At 60.4% G+C, this 19,822-nt stretch carries 18 protein-coding genes and 1 tRNA gene; 6 read left to right on the forward strand and 13 right to left on the reverse strand.

Annotation, left to right across the window (positions count from 1 at the left end):
* Positions 1 to 408: a hypothetical protein gene (locus IHQ71_RS21755; protein ID WP_258158513.1), complete on the reverse strand. Its 408-nt coding sequence runs from the start codon at positions 406 to 408 to the stop codon at positions 1 to 3.
* Positions 405 to 662, reverse strand: a complete 258-nt coding sequence (locus IHQ71_RS21760; RefSeq protein WP_258158514.1) for a type II toxin-antitoxin system Phd/YefM family antitoxin — start codon at positions 660 to 662, stop codon at positions 405 to 407. Before IHQ71_RS21760 ends, IHQ71_RS21755 begins: the two co-directional genes overlap by 4 nt.
* A 195-nt stretch (positions 663 to 857) precedes the next feature.
* Here IHQ71_RS21760 and IHQ71_RS21765 point away from each other — a divergent pair, with 195 nt between their 5' ends.
* From IHQ71_RS21765 to IHQ71_RS21790, 6 genes are all read left to right on the forward strand, one after another.
* The gene (locus IHQ71_RS21765) at positions 858 to 1,955 is read left to right on the forward strand and encodes an ABC transporter ATP-binding protein (protein ID WP_258158515.1); all 1,098 of its coding nucleotides are present in this window, start codon (positions 858 to 860) and stop codon (positions 1,953 to 1,955) included.
* 1 nt (position 1,956) lies between these two features.
* Positions 1,957 to 2,877 carry an ABC transporter permease gene (locus IHQ71_RS21770; protein WP_258158516.1) on the forward strand — a complete coding sequence of 307 codons (921 nt, stop codon included), beginning with the start codon at positions 1,957 to 1,959 and terminating at the stop codon, positions 2,875 to 2,877.
* Positions 2,870 to 3,670, forward strand: a complete 801-nt coding sequence (locus IHQ71_RS21775) for an ABC transporter permease (protein WP_258158517.1) — start codon at positions 2,870 to 2,872, stop codon at positions 3,668 to 3,670. The genes IHQ71_RS21770 and IHQ71_RS21775 overlap by 8 nt, the downstream gene beginning before the upstream one ends.
* 20 nt (positions 3,671 to 3,690) lie before the next feature.
* Positions 3,691 to 4,725: an extracellular solute-binding protein gene (locus tag IHQ71_RS21780; protein WP_258158518.1), complete on the forward strand. Its 1,035-nt coding sequence runs from the start codon at positions 3,691 to 3,693 to the stop codon at positions 4,723 to 4,725.
* 69 nt (positions 4,726 to 4,794) lie between these two features.
* The gene (locus IHQ71_RS21785; protein ID WP_258158519.1) at positions 4,795 to 5,826 is read left to right on the forward strand and encodes a histone deacetylase family protein; all 1,032 of its coding nucleotides are present in this window, start codon (positions 4,795 to 4,797) and stop codon (positions 5,824 to 5,826) included.
* Positions 5,827 to 5,938: 112 nt separating this feature from the next.
* A tRNA-Val gene (locus IHQ71_RS21790) sits at positions 5,939 to 6,013 on the forward strand.
* Positions 6,014 to 6,055: 42 nt separating this feature from the next.
* On the opposite strand, the gene IHQ71_RS21795 is transcribed toward IHQ71_RS21790, so the two are convergent.
* From IHQ71_RS21795 to IHQ71_RS21845, 11 genes are all read right to left on the reverse strand, one after another.
* Entirely contained in the window at positions 6,056 to 10,834 is a 4,779-nt protein-coding gene (locus IHQ71_RS21795; RefSeq protein ID WP_258158520.1) for an NAD-glutamate dehydrogenase, read from the reverse strand.
* A gap of 208 nt (positions 10,835 to 11,042) precedes the next feature.
* Complete coding sequence (locus tag IHQ71_RS21800; RefSeq protein WP_258158521.1) at positions 11,043 to 11,852, reverse strand: IclR family transcriptional regulator; 810 nt, start codon at positions 11,850 to 11,852, stop codon at positions 11,043 to 11,045.
* 19 nt (positions 11,853 to 11,871) lie between these two features.
* Entirely contained in the window at positions 11,872 to 12,261 is a 390-nt protein-coding gene (locus tag IHQ71_RS21805; RefSeq protein ID WP_258158522.1) for a RidA family protein, read from the reverse strand.
* Between the two features lie 16 nt (positions 12,262 to 12,277).
* On the reverse strand, positions 12,278 to 13,048 hold the full coding sequence (locus IHQ71_RS21810; RefSeq protein WP_258158523.1) for an amino acid ABC transporter ATP-binding protein: 771 nt from the start codon (positions 13,046 to 13,048) through the stop codon (positions 12,278 to 12,280).
* Between the two features lie 7 nt (positions 13,049 to 13,055).
* Positions 13,056 to 13,718, reverse strand: a complete 663-nt coding sequence (locus tag IHQ71_RS21815) for an amino acid ABC transporter permease (RefSeq protein ID WP_258158524.1) — start codon at positions 13,716 to 13,718, stop codon at positions 13,056 to 13,058.
* 5 nt (positions 13,719 to 13,723) lie between these two features.
* A complete protein-coding gene (locus IHQ71_RS21820; RefSeq protein WP_258158525.1) occupies positions 13,724 to 14,386 on the reverse strand; it encodes an amino acid ABC transporter permease in 663 nt (220 codons plus the stop codon).
* Between the two features lie 69 nt (positions 14,387 to 14,455).
* The gene (locus IHQ71_RS21825; protein ID WP_258158526.1) at positions 14,456 to 15,298 is read right to left on the reverse strand and encodes a transporter substrate-binding domain-containing protein; all 843 of its coding nucleotides are present in this window, start codon (positions 15,296 to 15,298) and stop codon (positions 14,456 to 14,458) included.
* Between the two features lie 320 nt (positions 15,299 to 15,618).
* Complete coding sequence (locus IHQ71_RS21830; RefSeq protein WP_258158527.1) at positions 15,619 to 16,278, reverse strand: TetR/AcrR family transcriptional regulator; 660 nt, start codon at positions 16,276 to 16,278, stop codon at positions 15,619 to 15,621.
* A 99-nt stretch (positions 16,279 to 16,377) separates the two neighbouring features.
* The gene (locus IHQ71_RS21835) at positions 16,378 to 17,805 is read right to left on the reverse strand and encodes an amidase (RefSeq protein ID WP_258158528.1); all 1,428 of its coding nucleotides are present in this window, start codon (positions 17,803 to 17,805) and stop codon (positions 16,378 to 16,380) included.
* Positions 17,806 to 17,914: 109 nt separating this feature from the next.
* Positions 17,915 to 18,949 carry an extracellular solute-binding protein gene (locus IHQ71_RS21840; RefSeq protein ID WP_258158529.1) on the reverse strand — a complete coding sequence of 345 codons (1,035 nt, stop codon included), beginning with the start codon at positions 18,947 to 18,949 and terminating at the stop codon, positions 17,915 to 17,917.
* Between the two features lie 39 nt (positions 18,950 to 18,988).
* Positions 18,989 to 19,804 (reverse strand): ABC transporter permease, encoded by an 816-nt coding sequence (locus IHQ71_RS21845; RefSeq protein ID WP_258158530.1) that lies wholly within the window; start codon positions 19,802 to 19,804, stop codon positions 18,989 to 18,991.
* Positions 19,805 to 19,822: the final 18 nt, after the last annotated feature.

The following is a 19,822-nucleotide window of genomic DNA, read 5'->3' on the forward strand; positions in this document are numbered from 1 at the left end:
TTAGCTTCGGACTACACCTTTCAGCGGCCGACGCTCAGCGACGGCTTGAAGGAATTGCCGTGCACATTTTTCCATGAACTTCGGACTGAGTGTACCGACCGGATCGATGCCTTCGAAGTCATAAAGCTTGCTGCGGCTCACTTTGTTGAAGTCATCAAGGACGAGATAGCTTGGACTCGAACCAGATAATCCAACACGCCTGCATTCGATCTCGGGGACGACTTCAAACATTCGCTTCTCGCCAGCGGTCCGGGCAACCGGCTTCTTGCTGGTAAACGGAAACATGTAGAGAAAGTCGGTTGTTTCCACGATGAGACAGGCATGCCTGATTTTGCGGCCGCTTTCCTCACCCCGATCACGCTCGTGGCTCCAGAGATAATTGAAGCGATAGACACCGCCCCGTATCATTCCCTCTTCCGCTCCGAGTCATCAAGGATTCTCTGGAAGCCCTCCACCAAGGTTGCGATGTCATCATCCGATGCCGTGTCGATCGAGAATGCTTGTCGCCCGCCGTTGCCGTCAACGAGCTTCTGGTACTCATCAAGAGGTAGCATCACGACTTTGGCCTTGCCGCGCTTTACCAATGATACAGGCCCCGCCAGCGCAGCGTCGAGGACATCGCCCGACTTGCGACTGAGATCGGAAAATGAAAAGGACTTCATGGTACCACTCCTTCTTCAGATGAAGCGGATCATACGCAAAATCTGCATTTTCTGCAATTGCTTAAAACTCCTGGCTTCGCCCTCCCCCCCATCTTTCGCCTCATGAAAATTTGTTGAATGGCGAATCAGAATCCAGATTGTCAATTGCGGTTCCCTGTGGTCATCTAGCGGCAAGAACAGGGAACAGCGAACAGCATGACAGCGAGCCACGCGATTGAAATTCGCGGCGTATCGAAATTCTACGGCTATGGCGAACATCGTATCGCCGCCGTCAGCGGCGCCAATCTGGCCATCCGCCAGAATGAATTCTTCACCCTCCTCGGCCCCTCCGGTTGCGGCAAGACCACGCTTCTCCGCCTGATTGCCGGCTTCGAATTCCCTCAGGAGGGCGAACTGTTACTTTACGGCGAGAACATCGCCGCCATGCCGCCCTACAAGCGGCCGGTCAACACCGTCTTCCAGAGCTACGCGCTCTTCCCGCATATGACCGTCGCCGACAATATCGGCTTCGGGCTCAAGATGCTCGGCAAGCCGAAAGCGGATGTCAATGCCCGCGTGGCCGAGATGCTCAAGCTCGTTCGCATGGAACAATATGCCAAGCGCCAGACCAGCCAGCTCTCCGGCGGCCAGCAGCAGCGCGTCGCACTCGCCCGCGCGCTGGCACCGGCGCCGAAGGTGCTGCTACTCGACGAGCCACTGTCGGCGCTCGATTACAAGCTGCGCAAGGAAATGCAGATCGAGCTCAAGCGCCTGCAGACCGAGACCGGCATCACCTTCGTCTTCGTCACGCACGACCAGGAGGAAGCGCTCACCATGTCCGACCGCATCGCGGTCATGTCGTCGGGAAACATCCTCCAGGTCGGCAGCCCGCGCGACATCTACGATACGCCGGCCAACCGCTTCGTCGCCGATTTCATCGGCGAGACCAATTTCCTCAAAGGCAAGATCACCGATATCAACAACGGCATCGCCTCGCTCACGCTGCCGGCCGGCGCCAAGCTCTCCGCACTCTCACCGGAAAACGCGAAAAGCGGCGACGAAATCACTGTGATGGTGCGCCCGGAACATGCCCGAATTGCCAGCCCGGCACGCGGCGAAGAACCGATCCTTTCGGGTTCGCTTACCAATATCATTTATCTCGGCACCGACACCTATTTCAACGTCAAGCTCGCCGATGGCGAGGTCTTCACCATCCGCCAGCAGAACAGGCCGGGCGAAGAGGGTTCGCAGGCCGTGGGCGACACAGCCGGCATCACGTTCCCGCCGGGTGCCATCCGCGTGCTGAGGACATGACATGACGCCGCAGCAGCAGATCATCGAGGACGAAGCCAAGCGGGATGTCCGCAATCGATGGCTGCTTTCGGCGCCCGCACTTCTGATCGTGCTGCTTGCCGCGACCGGTCCCCTGCTCGTCGTCCTGGTCTATTCCTTCCTCACCCCCGGCCCCTATGGCGATGTGATCTGGAAGGGTTCGACTGATGGCTGGGTCAGCGTGCTTCTCCAGCGCGATATTTTCGATGACACGCTATCCCTCGCGGATGCGCATCTCTCGATCTTCCTGCGTTCGCTGAGGCTGTCGGTGCTGACCACGGTTCTGGCGCTTGTTCTCGGTTTTCCCACCGCCTATTTCATCGCCACGCGGCCACAGCGAACCCGCGAGCTCTGGGTCTTCCTGATCACCATCCCGTTCTGGACCAATCTTCTGATCCGCACATTCGCAATGCTGGAGATCATTCGCAACCAGGGTCTGATCAACACCGCATTGATCGAGGTCGGTGTGATTTCGTCGCCGATCCAGATGCTGTTCACCGATGGTGCCATCCTCGCCGGCATGGTCTACGTCTATCTGCCGCTGATGGTGCTGCCGCTCTATGCCAGTATGGAAAAGCTGGATTTCCGCTTGGTCGAGGCAGGCTACGATCTCTATGCCACGCCGTTCCAGGTTCTCCGCAAGATCATCATTCCACTGGTCAAGCCGGGCATGATCGCGGGTTCCATCCTGGTCTTCATCCCGTCGCTCGGCGCCTATGTCACGCCCTCGGTGCTCGGCGGCGGCAAGAACATGATGCTCGGCAATTTGATCGAGCTGCAATTCGGCCAGGGACGAAACTGGCCGCTCGGCTCGGCGATCTCGATCACCCTGATGATGATCGTCATGGTCGCGCTGCTCTTCTATGTCCGCAATGCTGGATCGGGAGCGCGCAGCCATGGCTAGAAGCTTCGATGTCCGCCGTCAGAAGGGCTTCACCACGATCGCGATGATCGCATTCTTCATGCTCTATCTGCCGATCGTCGTGCTCGTCATCTTCGCCTTCAATGCCGGCGAGAATTTCTCGCAATGGGAGGGCCTGTCGCTGCGCTGGTTCGAGAAGGCGATCAACAATGTGGAGGTGATCGACGCCTCGATCCGCTCGCTGCAGATCGCCGTCATCGCCGCCCTGATCGCCACGGTCGCCGCCACCCTCGCCGCCATCGCCACAACCAGGACAACAGGCTATCGCGGCCTGACGGCGAAATATGCCTTCCTCAACCTGCCGCTGATGGTGCCCGAGATCGTCACCGCCGTGGCGCTGTTGATATTCTTCTCGCGGATCAAGATCTGGACCGGTTATTCCGGCCTTGGCTATCTCATCGCGGCCCATACCGCATTCTGCATTCCGTTCGCCTATCTGCCGGTCCGGGCACGGCTCGAGAATATGGACATGACGCTGGAAAAGGCCGCTGCCGACCTCTACGCGACACCCTTCAAGGCCTTCCGTTTCGTCACATTGCCGCTGCTGTGGCCGGGTATCATCGCCGGCTTCATGCTGGCCTTCGTGATCTCGCTCGACGACGTCGTGATCACCGAATTCGTCAAGTCCGGCGGCCAGGATACCCTGCCGACCTACATGCTCGGCCAGATCCGCCGCGCGACGACGCCCGAGATCAATGCGATCTCCACCGTGTTCCTGCTGCTCTCGATTGCGGCGGTCACGATCTTCTTCTTCATCAATCGAAAACGTGCGTAAAACAAGAAAGGGAAATAACTATGAAAACGGGTAGGAAAGTTTTGGCTGCGGCAGCGATGCTGCTGGCCTCCACGGCGATGGCATATGCCGACGGCGAACTGCAAATTTACAACTGGGGCAATTACACCAGCCCCGACATGATCAAGAAGTTCGAGACGGAAAACAAGGTCAAGGTCACCATCACCGACTATGACTCCAACGATACGGCGCTCGCCAAGATCCGCCAGGGCGGCCATGGCTTCGATATCGTCGTGCCCTCCCAGAATTATGTCCCGATCTGGATTTCCGAAGGCCTGCTGCTCGAAACCGATCCGTCCAAGATGCCGAACTTCAAGAACGTCGCCAAGCAATGGGCCGATCCCCCGTTCGATCCCGGCCGCAAATACACTGTTCCGTGGGCGATGGGCACCGTCGGCACGGTCGTGAACACCGACGTCTACAAGGGCGACATCAACACCTGGGCCATCGTCTTCGACACGCCTGATGAGCTCAAGGGCAAGGTCAACGTCGTGCCCGAGATGAACGACGTGATCGATGCGGCCGTGCTCTATAACGGCGGCAAGAAATGCACCGGCGACCTGACGATCCTGAAGAAGGTCCGCGACACGCTTGTTGCCGCCAAGCCCAACTGGGTCGCGATGGAATACGGCACGATCAACAAGATGGTTGCCGGCGACTTTGCCGCTTCGAGCGACTGGAATGGCTCGGCACTTCGCCAGCGCCTGCAGAAGCCTTCGATCCGTTACGGCTATCCGAAGGAGGGCTTCGTCTACTGGTCCGACAATGTCGGCGTGCTGAAGGACGCCAAGAATGTCGAGAATGCCAAGCTCTTCCAGAACTTCATGATGGATCCGGAAAACGCCGGCATGAATTCGGGCTTCCACCGCTATGCCAACGGCATCGACGGCTCCGACAAGTTCATGCCATCAGACATGAAGGACGCGCCCGAGGTCAACGTGCCGGAGGAATTCGCCAAGAATGGCGTTCAGTCCGAGACCTGCCCGCCCGAGGTCCAGGCGCTTTACACCAAGATCTGGACCGAACTGCAGAAGTAAGAACAGACTAACATTCCGGCCGCCTCGCACGACACGCGAGGCGGCCTTTCTTCAATGTGAGTATGGATCATGAAGACTGTCTATTCACCGCGCCATCATGGGCATTCCGGCAACACCGAGCTTGTCGCCGGCGCCATCGTACCGGCTTTTGAAATGCCGTCGCGCGCGGAGTTCGTGCTTTCGCGTGTTAAGGAAGTCAATCTCGGACCGGTTCTCGAACCCGATGAGCATGATCTGTCCACCGCCGCCAAGGTGCATGACAAGGCCTATCTCGATTTCCTGCCCACTGTCTATGCGCGCTGGAAGGCCGAGGGCCGCGATGGCACCGCGCTTCCCTTCACCTGGCCGACGCGCGGCCTGCGCGGCGACAAGCTGCCCGAACATATCGACGGCCAGCTCGGCTTCTATTCCTTCGATGGCGGCTGCGGCCATGTCGAGGGCACTTGGGACGCGATCAAATCCTCGCATGACGTGGCGCTCACCGCCGCCGGCTTCGTCCACAGCGGCGAACGCGCCGCCTTTGCGTTATGTCGTCCGCCCGGCCACCACGCAGGCCACAATTTCATGGCAGGTTATTGCCACATCAATAATGCCGCCGTCGCCGCCCAGTGGTTTCTCGACCAGGGCGCCAAGCGCGTCTCGATCCTTGATGTCGATTACCACCATGGCAACGGCACGCAGGAAATCTTCTACGCCCGCAATGACGTGCAGGTCATCAACCTCCACGCCGACCCGATGCAGGAATATCCCTATTTCCTCGGCCATGCCGATGAGAAGGGCCAGGGCGCCGGGGAAGGCTTCAACCTGAATTACCCCATGCGCTGGGGCACCGACTGGGAGACATGGAGCGCCGCACTCGACGACGGCTGCCGCAAGCTGGCCGAATACGCGCCCGATGTCGTGATCGTCTCGCTCGGCGTCGATACCTATGAGAAGGACCCGATCTCGAAGTTCAAGCTGAAGATCGAGGACTTCCCCAAGATCGGCTCTCGCATCGCCGGGCTCGGCCTGCCGACACTGGTCGTCATGGAAGGTGGCTACGCCGTCGCCGACATCGGCACCAACGCGGTCGGCGTCCTGACTGGCTTCGAAGGCGGCTGATCCGAATTCGGCGCCCGGCTGTTCCCGGTGTATTGCAAAGCCCGGGAAAAACTGCTAGTCAGGCGCCAATTCCGCCGAAGGACTTCAGTTTGTCGTTGTTTTTCAAAAGGATGGGCGTGTAGCTCAGCGGGAGAGCACTTCGTTCACACCGAAGGGGTCACAGGTTCGATCCCTGTCACGCCCACCATCCTTTTCATCACTATCCCACCTCACCTCGCCGCGTACCGAATTAGGTCCCTCCCGCATCGCGCGCCAGATCGGTCAGCAGGCCGGCGGCGACGGTGATGCGGGCGAGGTTCGGTTCACCGCTGTCGCTGAGGCCCGAGAGTTCCTCGACGATGCGGTTGATGCGGACCTGGTCCCCCGCATGCCAGGCCTCGACCGGACGTTTCTCCTTGGCGTGATTGCCGAGCGCGGCGATCACGATGTCACGCCGCGAGGTGGCGATCTGGTCGATGCTGCGGGCGAGCGCCAGATTCTCGTAGTGGTCGGACGTGACGATCCTGTTGCCTGCCGCAAGAAGGCGCTCGACGCGGAAGGTCTGCGACACGTCGAAATAGCCCTCGGCGGCACGCGTCAGCGGCGCGTCGGTACGCTCGACGATCTGCATGATCTCCGGCACCAGGGCGAAAACCGAGAGGCCGGCGATCTCCTCCGCCAGCTTCGCCGGCACCCCCGCGTCGACATATTCGGTCCGGCGTGCGGCATATTCCGGCGAATGCCGTCCGACCAGCGTCGGCTTGAGTTCCTTGAGCATGGCCTGAATGGTGCCGACGACGCTGGACATGTCGTCCTTCACCATGGTGGTCTTCAACAGGAGGCGCGTCAGCACGGTGAAGACATGGCCGATTTCCGCATAGAGACGATTCTGCATCTGTCCGGAAATCTTGCCGTCGAGCGCGTCGGTCTCGGTCCATAGCCGCGCGAGGTGGAAACCGTCGCGGGCGATGATCGATGCGCGCACCACGTCGGGCGCGGTGGCGGCCGTCGCATCCATCATGTTGACGACGAAGGGCGAACCGCCATGATTGATCGCCTCATTAGCGAGGACGGTCGCGATGATTTCGCGCCGTAGCCGGTGACTTGCGATATCGGCGGCGTTCGACTTCCGCATCTTGGCCGGGAAATATTCGGCGAGCGTTGCTTCGAAATAGGGATCGTCGGGTAGCGGGCTCGCCACCAGCGCATCGAAGAGCACGATCTTGGCATAGGAGAGCAGAACGCCGATTTCCGCGCGGGTCAGCGGCTTTCCGGCCGCATAGCGCTCGGCAAGCGCGGCTTCATCAGGCAGGGTTTCGACCTTGCGGTTCAGTTGCTTCGTGCCTTCGAGCACGTTCATGAGGCGGGCCAGTTCCAAGCCGTTGGCCGTACCTTTCCGCTCCGTCAACGAAATCGCCAGCGATTGCAGATAGTTGTTGCGCAGCACGAGCTCCGCCACCTCCTCGGTCATCGTTGGCAGCAGTTGGTCACGCTTCGCCCGCGTCAACCGTCCGTCATGCATGGCGGCGGCAAGCGCGATCTTGATGTTGACCTCGACATCAGAGGTGTTGACGCCGGCCGAATTGTCGATCGCGTCGGAATTGCACCGGCCGCCCTTCAGACCATAGGCGATACGCCCCTTCTGCGTGACGCCCAGATTGGCGCCTTCGCCGATCACCTTGGCGCGCACTTCGTCCGCGGCAATGCGGATCGGATCGTTGGCACGATCGCCGACATCGGCATCGGTTTCCGAGACCGATTTTACATAGGTGCCGATGCCACCGAACCAGAGCAGATCGACCGGGCTCCTGAGGATCGCACTCATGATCTCGAAGGGCGTTGTGACACTCTTGTCGATCCCGATGGCGGATGCCGCTTCCGGAGTCAGCGTCACCGATTTCGAGGCGCGGGAGATGATCATTGCCCCTTTCGAGAGCACGCTCTTGTCGAAATCCTGCCAGCTCGAACGAGGCAGGTTGAACAGCCGCTGACGCTCGGCGAGCGTCTTTGCCATGTCCGGGTCCGGATCGATGAAGATGTCGCGATGGTCGAAGGCGGCGATGAGCCGGATCTTCGGCGAAAGCAGCATGCCATTGCCGAAGACGTCGCCGGACATGTCGCCGACACCGGCCACCGTAAACGGTGTGGTCTGGATATCGATGTCCATCTCGCGGAAATGGCGTTTTGCCGTTTCCCAGGCGCCGCGGGCCGTGATCCCCATCTTCTTGTGGTCGTAACCCGCCGAACCGCCTGAGGCGAAGGCATCGTCGAGCCAGAAGCCTGCCTCCTGCGCAAGCGCATTGGCCGTGTCGGAAAAAGTCGCCGTGCCTTTGTCGGCCGCCACGACGAAATAGGGGTCGTCCCCATCGATGCGGACCGTATCCTGCGGCGGCACGATGTCGGCGCCTGAGATGTTGTCGGTGATCGAGAGCAGCGTGCGGATATAGGTCTTGTAGGCCTCGCGGCCGGCATTGAAGATCTCTTCACGGCTGCCGCCGGCCGGGAGCTTCTTCGGATAGAAGCCGCCCTTTGCGCCGACGGGCACGATGACGGCGTTCTTGACCTGCTGTGCCTTCACGAGGCCCAGTACTTCCGTCCGGTAATCCTCGGCGCGATCCGACCAGCGCAGGCCGCCGCGCGCGACTTTTCCGAAGCGCAGATGCACGCCTTCGACTTCGACGCCATAAACGAAGATTTCGCGGAACGGCCGCGGCGCCGGTAGGCCGTCCACCAATTTCGGATCGAGCTTGAAGGCGAGCATTGCCTTCGGTGACCCGTCGGGATTGCGCTGGAAATAGTTAGTGCGCAGCGTGGCGTCGATGACGTTGACGTAGCGGCGGAGGATGCGGTCGTCGTCGAGGCTCGGCACGTCGGAAAGCGCATTTTCGATCGCAGCGTGGAGGCCCTTGAGCTTCTTGGCGCGCGCCTTCTCCGCGAGCTTGATGTCGTGCTCGTCGTGGAAGAGACGGAACATGTTCGCGGCGATCTCTGGATATTTGTCCAGCGTCGCGGCGATATAATCCTGCGAATAGGCAATGCCCGCCTGGCGAAGATAGCGCGCATAGGCCCTCAGCACATTGGCTTCGCGCGCCGAAAGACCCGCGGACAGGATCAGCCGGTTGAAGCTGTCATTGTCGATGGCGCCGTTGAAGGCGGCGACGAAGGCCTCTCCGAGCGCCGTGCCATATCGGTCGAGATCGATGGCCCCACCGCCGACAGCCTCGACCTTCATGTCGTGCAATACGACGGACTTCGCGGCACTCTCGGCAGCCGGCATCTCGATATCGAAGGTTCGCTCGCTGACCGCATTGAAGCCGAGATTTTCCAGGAGCGGCACCCGGCGCGACAGTGCGAGCTGACCGCCCGAGTGGAAGATCTTGAGCGACAGCGCCGGGCCGTGCTCCTCCTCGCGGTGATAGAATTTGATGCGGATCGACTCACCCCTGGCACACGCGAGGATGTCGGGAAGATCGGCCACAGTCTCCTCGGGCGTGAAAGAGTCCTGGAAGGCGTTGTCGACGCGGATACTACCAGCCTCATGCCCGGCCAGAGCCTCGAATCGCTCGGCCCAGCGTGCGGTGATGCTGCGGACCTTGTCTTCGAGCTCCGCCTGGGGAACGCGCGGCGTCTTGCCGCTGTAACGGCCGATGATGAAATGGACGCGCGCGACACCGCCCTCGGGGAACGCCGGATAATAGGCGGAGACGCGGCCGTCATAAACGGTCTTCAAATAGGTCCCGATCTTCTCGCGGACGATGGAATCGTATTCCTCGCGCGGCACATAGACGAGCACGGAGACGAAACGATCGAAATGGTCGATGCGCGGCAGCACGCGCACACGCGGCCGATCGGCCAGGTCGTTGATCTGTTCGGCGAAGGTTGCGAGCAATGTCGCATCGATCTGGAAGAGGTCGTCGCGCGGATAGGAGTCGAGCGTGTTGGCCAGCATGCGGCCCGAATGGCTCATCGGGTCAAAACCGAAATGGGCCTTGACCCACTCGACCTTGGAACGCAGGAGCGGAATCTCGTCCGGAGTGGAGGTATAGGCCGTCGAGGTGAAGAGACCGACGATGCGCAGCTCGCCGCTGACATTGCCCTTGCCATCGAAGCGCTTGACGCCGACATAATCCATATAGCCGCGACGGTGTACCACCGACTTGACGTTGGCCTTGGTCACGATCAGGAAGTCGGGACCATCGAGGAAAGCAAGGATCTCCGGGGTGGTGGTCACGGCGTCCGTGCCCGTGCGCAGAACGCGGACATCCGGGTCCGACAGGATACCGAGGCCCGCGCCCTTGTCGCGCTCGACCTTGGCGTCCAATCCCTTGCCTGAATAGACATATTCCCGCATGCCGAGGAACGTGAAATTCCCGTTGCGCAGCCAGTCCAGGAAGGCGATTGCCTCGTCACGGTCAGCCTTTCTGCGGCCAGCATCATGAGCTGACAACTCCTCGATGACAGCGTCCATCTTGGAAAGCATCGGCTTCCAGCCGGAGACGACAAGGCCGACGTGCTCCAGCACCGTCTTCAGACGTTTCAACAGATCGGCGGATTGCGGCTCCGTCAGGGGCGCAAGGTGAAGCTGAATGTGGCTGACCCGACTTGTCGGCGTGCCTGAATGTTCGGCCGAATAGAGTTCCGGCGACTTGCCTTTCTCGACCACCAGCATCGGATGGACCGCCATATAGAGGTCGCGATAGCTGCTTGTCACCTCGCCCATGACTGATTCAAAAAGAAAGGGCTTATTGTGATCGGTCACCGAAAGCACGGAGACAGCCACGCCGCCCGGCTCGACATTTGCGACAGGCTCGATGCTGACGCGGGACGTCTTGCCGTTCCACGCAGCCAGCTCGCGGGCGGAATGCACGGCTGAATATGCCAGCATCTCCGGTGTGTAGAGCTTCAGGTCGTCGTCGCTCGCCCGATTGAAGAGAATTGCGGGGTCGAGATACGGCTTGCCAGTCCCCGCGGCAATGTCCCGCGCGCCATCGAACTGCTTCCGCCGCTTGAGATCAGGTTTTCCAGCCATTTGTCGCTCCTCCCGATTGACGTATTCTTTTGATTACGGCCGCACCGTCATCACCATAACCAACTTCTCTTATTATGGCTTCGAAAGAAATGCATCGCCCTCTGCGACAGCGCAGCCTGCGTTGACACTATTCGGTTTTGATTGGATGTGAACCACCAGCCCCCTCCAATTGTCAGATGGGTGCATCTTATTGCGAGGTCGGTAGCTATCATGCCCGAGCTTGGGCAGCCGGGATTTTCGAGTTGTGGAAACCCAGCTTCTCGGAGATTTCTCTGGCGGCATTCAGCAGGCTATCGAGATAGGCCGTTCGATTTCGCAGGCCATCTTCTCGCGGGGCAACCAGGCAAAGCGTGGCGATACAGGTGCCGTCAACCTGATGAATCGGCACTGCAAAGCAATGGGTGAAATTCTCGACTTCGCTGTTGAAGGTGAAATAACCATCAGACTCGGCACGCCGTACCTGCGCTATGAAATCGGCGGTTTCCAGTCTGCGCGCGCTCGGCAGGATGAAATCCTCCGGCGGGATCAGGTCCAGAATCTGCTCGTCGGCGAGATGCGAAACCAGCAGTCGGCCGGAAGCCGTCCACGGAATTGGTACGAGTTCGCCGACATTGGAGGAGATGCGGAACGGACGGATACCCTCGCGCATCATGGCAACCGTATATTTGTCGCCTTCGAGCAGGCACATCTGCGCGGTTTCCCGGGTTTCCTCGGCAAGCCGCACCAGCATGCGGTCGCATTCCCGCATCAGGTCGAATTGCTGGGCATAAGCCGTGCCGAGGAAATAAAGGCGGCGGCCGAGGAAGACCCGGCCATCGCCACCCTGATAGTCCAGCATCCCATGACTGAGCAGCAGATTGACCAGTTCGTAGATGGACGAACGTGGCGCACCGATCTCCGAGGCGATCTCGTTCGGGCGCATCGGCTGACGCTTGACCCGCAGGAATTCCAGGATCTCGAAAGCCCGATCCAAACCGCGCGTGCGCCGCGATATCGTGTCGCCGATGGCCTCGGCCATGCCGTTCTCCAGACTATCTCTATCCGCGATCCGCACGATAGGCGACGCAGTCGACTTCCACTTTGCAATCGACCATCATGCGCGACTGAACGCAAGCGCGCGCCGGAGGGTTCTTGCCAAAATACTCCGCATAGACGCCGTTGAAGCTCCAGAAATCCCTGGGATCATCGAGCCAGACGCCGATCCGCACCACATCATCGACGGTGTAGCCCGCCTCGTGAAGGATGGCGATCATGTTTTCGATCGCCCTGCGGCTCTCGGAGATGATGCCGCCCTTGACGATCTCGCCGTTTTCCATCGGAACCTGGCCGGAAACGTGGAGCCAGCCATTGGCCTCCACCGCACGTGCAAAGGGCAAGGCTTGACCGCCCGCTCCCGTTTCGCCTGCGCCATAGCGTTTGATTGTCACAATTGTTCTCCGCTTTTCAGTTGAAGGTCGAATTCTTGAGGAACTCCGCGAGCCGCTCGGTTTGCGGCCGATGAAACATCTCGCGTGGATTGCCCTGTTCGCCGATCCGCCCCTGGTTCATGAACACCACCCGCGCCGAGGTCTCATAGGCGAAGCGCATTTCATGGGTCACCAGCAGCATGCTCATGCCGTCGGCGGCCAGACCCTTGATGACCTGCAGAACCTCATTGACCAGTTCCGGATCGAGCGCCGAGGTAACCTCGTCGAACAGCATGAGCTTCGGGTTCATGGCGATGGCGCGGGCGATGGCCACGCGCTGCTGCTGGCCACCCGAGAGCTGCCCCGGATAGTGATCGACGCGCGAGAGGAGGCCGACCCGGTCGAGCCATTTCTCGGCGACCGCACGCGCTTCGTCGCGGCTCATTCGGCGCACCTTGGTCAGGCCGAGCATGACATTGCCGGCCGCAGTCATATGCGGGAACAGGTTGAACTGCTGGAAGGCCATGCCGGTCAGTGCCCGCTGGCGGGCAATGTCCTTCTCCTTCTTGCGGCGGCGCACGCCGCCCGCGTTGTCGTAACCGATCTCCTGTCCATCGATGCGGATCGTTCCACCCTGGAAATCCTCGAGCATGTTGATGCAGCGAAGCATCGTCGTCTTGCCGGAACCGGAGGAGCCGATAATCGAGATCACCTCGCCCTGGTTCATGGTGAAATCAACACCCTTGAGCACTTCGACATTGCCGTAGCGCTTGTGAAGATCGCTTATCTCAAGAAGCGTGCCAGTCATCGGATCCTCATGACGCGACGGTTACCTTGCGCTCGACATAACGGCCGAAGCGCTCGATGCCGTAATTGATGACGAAATAGAGAAAGCCCGCGAAGAAATAGAATTCGAGGCTCATGAAGGTGCGGGAAATCTGCTCCTGCGTTCGGAGCAGAAGCTCGGCCACGCCGATGATCGACAGCAGCGTCGAGGCCTTGACCATTTCGGCTGCCGTGTTCACCCAGGCCGGCAGGGCCGAACGCAGCGCCTGCGGGCCGAGCACATAGACGAAGGTCTGCGAGAAGGTGAGCCCGATTGCCTTCGCGGCTTCGGTCTGGCCGCTCGGGATCGATTGCAGGGCGCCGCGCGTCAACTCGCCGACATGCGAACTGCAGAAGACCGAAAGTGCGAGGACGCCGGCCTGGAACGGGCCGAGGTCGATGCCGATCGTGCTCAGCACATAATAGCTCGCCAGAACCAGGACCAGCACCGGCGTGCCACGGATGAAATCCGTGTAGCCGCGGATCAACCAGCGGAAGGGCCGATAGCCATAGGTGAGGACCAGCCCGACGGCGACACCGAGCAGGGTGCCGGCGAGGATGGCGAAAAACGAGATCGAGATGGTGACGCCGAGGCCTTTCAGGATCGGAAGCCGCGCGAGCCATAGCTGGTCGAAAAATGCGAAGCACTCCATCGCCATCACCGTGGAACCGAAAGCCGCCGCTCGACCTGCCGGAGGAAGGCGGCAAGCAGCGAGCAGGTGGCGACATAAAGGCAACTCGCGACGATCCAGGTCTCGATCACCCGGAAGGTCTCGACGTTGATCTTGCGCGCCTCGAAGGTGAGTTCCGGCACCGCGATGGCCGCGGCAAGCGACGTATCCTTGAACAGCGAGATGAAAGTGCTCGAGAGTGACGGCAGGACGTTGCGCAGCATCAATGGGATGATGATCGAGGTGCGGATCTGCATCTCCGTCAGGCCGATGGCGAGCCCGGCCTCGCGCTGGCCCGAAGGCACGGAGAGCAACCCGCCACGAAACACTTCGGCGAGATAGGCGCCGGAATAGAGCGCCAAGGTCATCACAAAGCTCTCGATCTTGCCAAGCCGTATGCCGAGTTCCGGCAGCGCGAAATAGCTGAAGAGTACCAGCACCAGGATCGGCGTGTTGCGGATCACCGTGACATAGAGGCCGGCGGGCTTCCTCAACCAGGGTGATTTCGACACCAGGGCGAAGGCGACGACGAGGCCGATGGCGAACCCAATGAGTATCGACCCCACGGCAAGGCCAAGGCTCAGCGCCAACCCCTCGAGCAACAGGTCGAAGCTCCGCCAGACGGCGGCGAAATTCAGAGTATAGCCCATGCAAGCCCACGATCCATCAAACGTTCCAGCGGCTCCACCCGATCGGTGGAGCCGCGAGGGGAGAATGGCTTACTGGAACTCGACCGGGAAGCCGATTTTCGGCGGCGCCAGATCCTTGCCGAACCACATCTTGAAGGATTTCGCATAGAAATCGAACTCGACGCCGGTCATGGCTTCATGCAGCGCGGTGTTGGTGAAATTCAGCCAATCCTGATCGCCGCGCTTGACACCGCAGGCATAGGTCTGCGGGTTCCAGCCGTAGCCGGCGTCTTTGTAGCGGCCGGGATTCTGCGTCATGTACCAGGCCAGCGACGACTGATCGGTGGCAGCGGCATCGGAGCGGCCGGATTCGAGCGCCTGATAGATCAGGTCCACTGACTCGTACTGGTCGACCTTGGCTTCCGGCAAGGCGGCATGCACCATGGCTTCGGCATAGACATTCTGCAGCACCGAAATCGTGACGGCGGAGCCTGCGGCCTTCATTGCCGCGTAGTCGGCATATTTGCTGTCGGCCTTCAGCATGAGGCCCACGCCTTCGCGGTAATAGGGAATCGTGAAGGCGATCTGCTGGGCGCGCTCACCGGTCACCGTCATGAACTGGCAGGTGATATCCACCTTGCCGGTGGTGATGTTCGGAATGCGGGCATCCGACGACTGGTTGACATACTCCACCTTCTCCGGATCGCCGAACAGGGCCTTGGCGATGATGTGGCCCATATCCACGTCGAAGCCGACCAGCTTGTCGCTGGCATCCTTGAAATGCCAGGGCGCATTCGTGCTGCCGGTTCCAACGATCAGATGGCCGCGAGCAAGAATTTCGTCGAGCTTGCTGCCGTCAGCGAATGCGGGCGTCGACGAAAGAAGGGTGGCGGCGACCAGCGAGATCAATCTGGCACGGAGGGTCATAGACATTGCATTTCCCCTTTTTGACTGTTTTTCCCAGTTGTCCAATATATCGGACATGTGTCCGTGTTATTGGATTTTGATATCCAGCGACATGAGGAACGAATTGTCAAGAGAGGAGGCCAAATAAAGTCGTTCGCCAATGCGCCCGCGACAGCGCGGTGGCGGCTGAAATGTGGTGATGGAATGCGAACCCTGCTGCCGCTCGAAATGCGGCAGTCTTAACTTGATCGCGTCAAGGTGAAGGTCAGGGTCAACTATGTCTTAGGCCTTCGGGGATCAGTCGGTCATGCCCGTGCGGCGCAAGCCCATGCTCGGACCCGCGAGCATCAGGCGGATGCGAGATCGATATGGCGGGGAAAGGCCTGGTGCAGCAATCTCAGCACGGTTTTCCGGAACACGTCGGAATCGGCGGATGGCGGATTGACGTGATCCCAGAACCAGGCGCCGTGGACCAGGTAGTTGAGTCCCTCCGACAGGACGACCGGATCGACTGAATCGTAGCCACCATCACGGGCGATCTCGGCGATCAGGTCGCGCGATTCCGCGTTGTAGCCGAGGTCTCCTGGCAGGCCGATCTCATGGTAAAGCTGCATGCTGTTGCGGTCGCTGGCGAATACGACGAATACCGAAACCCATTTCGGATGCAGCCGGCCGAAACGCTGCGCGCAATCGACCGCGCCCAGCAGGCGCTGGACTGGAGTCAAACCGGGCGCGCGTACCATGGTCTCCCACAGCCGGTCGTATTGCTCGCTCAGATATTGCAGCACCGCCCTGAACAGGTTTTCCTTGCTTTGAAAATGGAACACCACCAGCGCCGTGGACGCGTTGACCTGCCTGGCGATGCGCTGCATCGTCAGGCTCGCGAGGCCCTCGTCGGCGATCAGGTCGATCGTGGCGTCGATAATGCGCTGCACGCTCGCCTCGCCGCGCTCCCGCCGGCGATCCCGGGTAGCTGGATTGGCTTGTGAAAGCTTCGCCTCTGTCATTGGGCCTGCACTTCTCTGGTCACTGGTGCGCCGATCGCCCAATCATCACAATCGCCGTCTTTGATCAAGCACCGGCGGACAAGACTGTTGGCTGGCCAATCACAGCGAGGGACGTGTTGCCGCGCTGCCATACCACTGGCCCTGGGCGGTTTCATAGGCCATGGCGGCACGGAATACGTCCGCGTCGCAATAGGTGCGCCCGACGATCTGGATGCCGGTCGGCACGCCATTGCTCGCACGGCCCGATGGCATCGACAGGACGGGGCAACGGCTCTGCATGTTGAACGGCGTGGTCATGACCCAGCCGAGCGAAGGATTGACGCTCTTTCCGTTGATCTCCACGGTGTCGGTTGAGTGATCGAATTCCGCCGGCACGGAGGCGAGCGCATTGGTCGGGCAGATCAGTACATCGTACTTTTCCAGCAGCGGGCCGAGTGTTTGGTACATTCGCGCGGCGACCTCCAGCGTGTCGATAAAGTCGGTGGCCTTCGAATCCCGGCCATCCTCGGCGAAGCGGCGCGCATAGCTCGTCATGTCGTCGCCATGCTCCGCAAGCAGCGGCGACAGCGAGGCGCCGAATAGATGTTCGAGATAGGCCATGCCGGATTTCAAGGCTCCACCGTTCCAGCCGAGATCGACTTCCTCCACCGTGGCACCAAGCGATCGGAACACGTCGCAGGCAGCAAGCGTGTTGCGGCGTACGTCCTCATGCACTTCGAACTCGCCGAGATCCATGGAGAAGGCAATCTTCCAGCCCTTGATCGGCTTGTAATCGAGCGGCAGCCGCAGTTTCGGACGCAGCGTCGCAATGTCCATCGGACTCGGACCTGCCATGACGTTCTGCAGCAGGATCGCGTCCTTGACGTTTCGCGCCAAGGGTCCGGTATGGCAATAGAAGTCGAGGTTGAACGGCGGCTCGTCGGGATTGCGGCCATAGGGCGGCTTGAACCCCACTAGGCCGCAGGCCGATGCCGGAATGCGGATCGAGCCCGCAATGTCGGAACCGGTTGCGATCGCCGATGTGCCCGCCGCCAGCGTCGCCGCCGTGCCACCGGAGGAGCCGCCCGGCGTGAAATCCGGGTTCCAAGGATTGCGGGTGACGCCCCAGCGCTTCGACCAGGTGTAGCCGGCGCAGCTGAATTCGGGCGTTGCCGTGCGGGCATGCACGATGCCGCCCGCCTTCATGATGCGCTCGTTGATCGGCGACGTGTGATCGCTGATCCGGTCGTTGGTCAGCAGCGAGCCATGCGAGGTCGGCTTGCCCTTGATGTAGCTCTCGTCCTTGATGCCGATCGGCAGGCCTTCGAGCGCGCCCGTCGAAGCGCCCTTCGCATATTTCGCTTCAGCCTTGCGGGCGAGGTCCATCGCCTCGTCGAAATAGGTGTAGGTCAGGCAATTGATGGTCGGCTCCGTCGCCTCGGCACGCGAAATCGTGGCCTGCATCAGTTCGACGGGCGAGAGCTTCTTCGCCTTGAACAGGCGGAGCGTTTCGTTCGCCGGCATGTAGCAAAGGTCGAGATCGGTCATGGAGAGCCTCCTGCGACCGAGTGGGGTCGCGCTTGAAATTCGAAAGTGTGTGGCGGGGGTTGAGTCGGGGACAACCCCGGCCGACATGGCCGGGGCGCCTTAGGTCACGCTATTTCTGGATATCGACCCAGATCTTCGTGTAGAGGTTCCGGATGTCCTCCGGGCAGGTCGGCATGAACTCGCCCTTGTCGAGAAACGCGGCCGGAACGTTGATCTCGGAGGCAGTCTTCATATCCCCGGGCATAAACGCCTCCGAGCCCTTGATCCCGTTCGCGTAACGCGCAAAGGCCGAGATCAATGCCGCGTTTTGCGGATCCATAATGAAGTTCTGGAAGAGTTTGGCATTCTCGACGTTTTTGGCGTCCTTGAGCACCGCGACATTGTCCATGAAGATCGGGTAGCCCTCCTTCGGATAGCCATAGACGATCTTGTCGTTCACTATCCTCTGTCTGAGCGAGGCGCCGTTCCAGTTGACGCCAGCCGCGACATCGCCCCTGCCGAGGCCATCAACCGCTGCATAGTCGAGAGACATCCATTTGGGCTTCGCCTCCACCAGCTTGTCACGCACCTTCCGCAGGATTTGCTTGTCGTCGGTGCAATAGTCGCCGCCGAAATATTTGATCGTCAGGTAAAGAATATCGCCCAGTTCGGGCAGGACATTGATCTTGCCGACGAGTTCAGTGGGCGGATCGAGGAAGATTGCCGATGTGTTCGGGTCCCCGGAATAAACCGAGGTGTTGACCGAAATGCCCGTCGTGCCCCATTGCCACGGAACCGTGTATTTGCGACCCGGATCAAATGCGACGTCAACCCATCTGGGGTCCACGTTCTTGAAATTCTCCATCTGGTCGGGGCGCGTCTCCAGGAGCAATCCTTCGCTGATCCAGATCGGCACCACGCTTGCAGACGGCACGACGATGTCGAAGCCGTGCCCGCCCTGGCGGACCTTGGCGAGCGCCGTGTCGTTGGAATCGAAATCGGTGACGGTCACCTTGACCTTGTAGGTCTCCTCGAACTTCTTGATCAGCTCAGGGCTGGTGTAATTTCCCCAGTTGTAGATGTTGAGCTCGCCCTCGGCCAGCGCCGTTCCCGCCGATCCGAGCATCATCAGGGCGGCCGTGACCGCTGTCGTTCTCCAGTTCATGTTCATTCTCCCCTTCTGTTGGACGCTCGGTCGCCGACCTCAGGCCCGTTTCTTGCTGGCAAAGAAAAATACCGTCACGATGCCCACCGACAGCAGCAGGAACACCGTGGAAATCGCATTGATCTCGGGCGTTACGCCGCGACGGAGTTGGCCGAGCATGTAGGTGGGCAGGGTTTCCTGGCCGCCGGACTTGACGAATTCGGTGATCACCACGTCGTCGAGCGAGACGACGAAGGCGAGCATCAGCCCGGCGATGACGCCCGGCCAGAGCAGCGGCAGCGTCACCCGCCTGAAGCACTTCCACGGCGTGGCATAGAGGTCCGCCGCCGCCATTTCGAGCGACAGGTCCATGTTCTCGAGGCGCGCCCGGATCGGCAGGTAGGCGAACGGAATGCAGAACGCGGTGTGCGCCGCGATGAGATAGCCGAGGCCAGAATAGCCGGTCGCCAGCTTGATCCGCGAAAAGAAGATCAGCAGCGCCACCGCAAGCACGATTTCCGGCACGATCAGCGGCTGGTTGATGAAGGCATATTTGAGCTGCAGTCCGCGATATGGCTTGGTGCGGGTGGTCGCAAGTGCCGCCATGGTCGCGGCAACCGTAGCTAGGACCGCAGATATCGCAGCGATCTGGAAGGAACGGATCGCCGCCTCGACGACCTGCTCGTTGTTCCATGCCGCCTCGAACCAGCGTGCCGAGAACCCCCGCCAGACGGCCGTCGAATTGTTGTCGTTGAAGGAAAAGACGATCAGTATGGCGATCGGCACATAGAGGGCGAAGAAGCAGAGTGCTGCTACGAAGGTAAAGCCACCCTGCTGCCTGATATCGAATCCGCGAGCGCGATTGGCTTTCGTCATGGTGTGCTCCGGGCGGGA

Source organism: Rhizobium sp. TH2, from assembly GCF_024707525.1.
Classification (GTDB): Bacteria; Pseudomonadota; Alphaproteobacteria; order Rhizobiales; family Rhizobiaceae; genus Rhizobium_E.

What these genes read in the sequence shown, in the direction of transcription:
- IHQ71_RS21755 (WP_258158513.1), bottom strand. Translation starts at nt 408, where the DNA reads ATGATACGGGGCGGTGTCTATCGCTTCAATTATCTCTGGAGCCACGAG.
- IHQ71_RS21760 (WP_258158514.1), bottom strand. Translation starts at nt 662, where the DNA reads ATGAAGTCCTTTTCATTTTCCGATCTCAGTCGCAAGTCGGGCGATGTC.
- IHQ71_RS21765 (WP_258158515.1), top strand. Translation starts at nt 858, where the DNA reads ATGACAGCGAGCCACGCGATTGAAATTCGCGGCGTATCGAAATTCTAC.
- IHQ71_RS21770 (WP_258158516.1), top strand. Translation starts at nt 1,957, where the DNA reads ATGACGCCGCAGCAGCAGATCATCGAGGACGAAGCCAAGCGGGATGTC.
- IHQ71_RS21775 (WP_258158517.1), top strand. Translation starts at nt 2,870, where the DNA reads ATGGCTAGAAGCTTCGATGTCCGCCGTCAGAAGGGCTTCACCACGATC.
- IHQ71_RS21780 (WP_258158518.1), top strand. Translation starts at nt 3,691, where the DNA reads ATGAAAACGGGTAGGAAAGTTTTGGCTGCGGCAGCGATGCTGCTGGCC.
- IHQ71_RS21785 (WP_258158519.1), top strand. Translation starts at nt 4,795, where the DNA reads ATGAAGACTGTCTATTCACCGCGCCATCATGGGCATTCCGGCAACACC.
- IHQ71_RS21795 (WP_258158520.1), bottom strand. Translation starts at nt 10,834, where the DNA reads ATGGCTGGAAAACCTGATCTCAAGCGGCGGAAGCAGTTCGATGGCGCG.
- IHQ71_RS21800 (WP_258158521.1), bottom strand. Translation starts at nt 11,852, where the DNA reads ATGGCCGAGGCCATCGGCGACACGATATCGCGGCGCACGCGCGGTTTG.
- IHQ71_RS21810 (WP_258158523.1), bottom strand. Translation starts at nt 13,048, where the DNA reads ATGACTGGCACGCTTCTTGAGATAAGCGATCTTCACAAGCGCTACGGC.
- IHQ71_RS21815 (WP_258158524.1), bottom strand. Translation starts at nt 13,718, where the DNA reads ATGGAGTGCTTCGCATTTTTCGACCAGCTATGGCTCGCGCGGCTTCCG.
- IHQ71_RS21820 (WP_258158525.1), bottom strand. Translation starts at nt 14,386, where the DNA reads ATGGGCTATACTCTGAATTTCGCCGCCGTCTGGCGGAGCTTCGACCTG.
- IHQ71_RS21825 (WP_258158526.1), bottom strand. Translation starts at nt 15,298, where the DNA reads ATGTCTATGACCCTCCGTGCCAGATTGATCTCGCTGGTCGCCGCCACC.
- IHQ71_RS21830 (WP_258158527.1), bottom strand. Translation starts at nt 16,278, where the DNA reads ATGACAGAGGCGAAGCTTTCACAAGCCAATCCAGCTACCCGGGATCGC.
- IHQ71_RS21835 (WP_258158528.1), bottom strand. Translation starts at nt 17,805, where the DNA reads ATGACCGATCTCGACCTTTGCTACATGCCGGCGAACGAAACGCTCCGC.
- IHQ71_RS21840 (WP_258158529.1), bottom strand. Translation starts at nt 18,949, where the DNA reads ATGAACTGGAGAACGACAGCGGTCACGGCCGCCCTGATGATGCTCGGA.
- IHQ71_RS21845 (WP_258158530.1), bottom strand. Translation starts at nt 19,804, where the DNA reads ATGACGAAAGCCAATCGCGCTCGCGGATTCGATATCAGGCAGCAGGGT.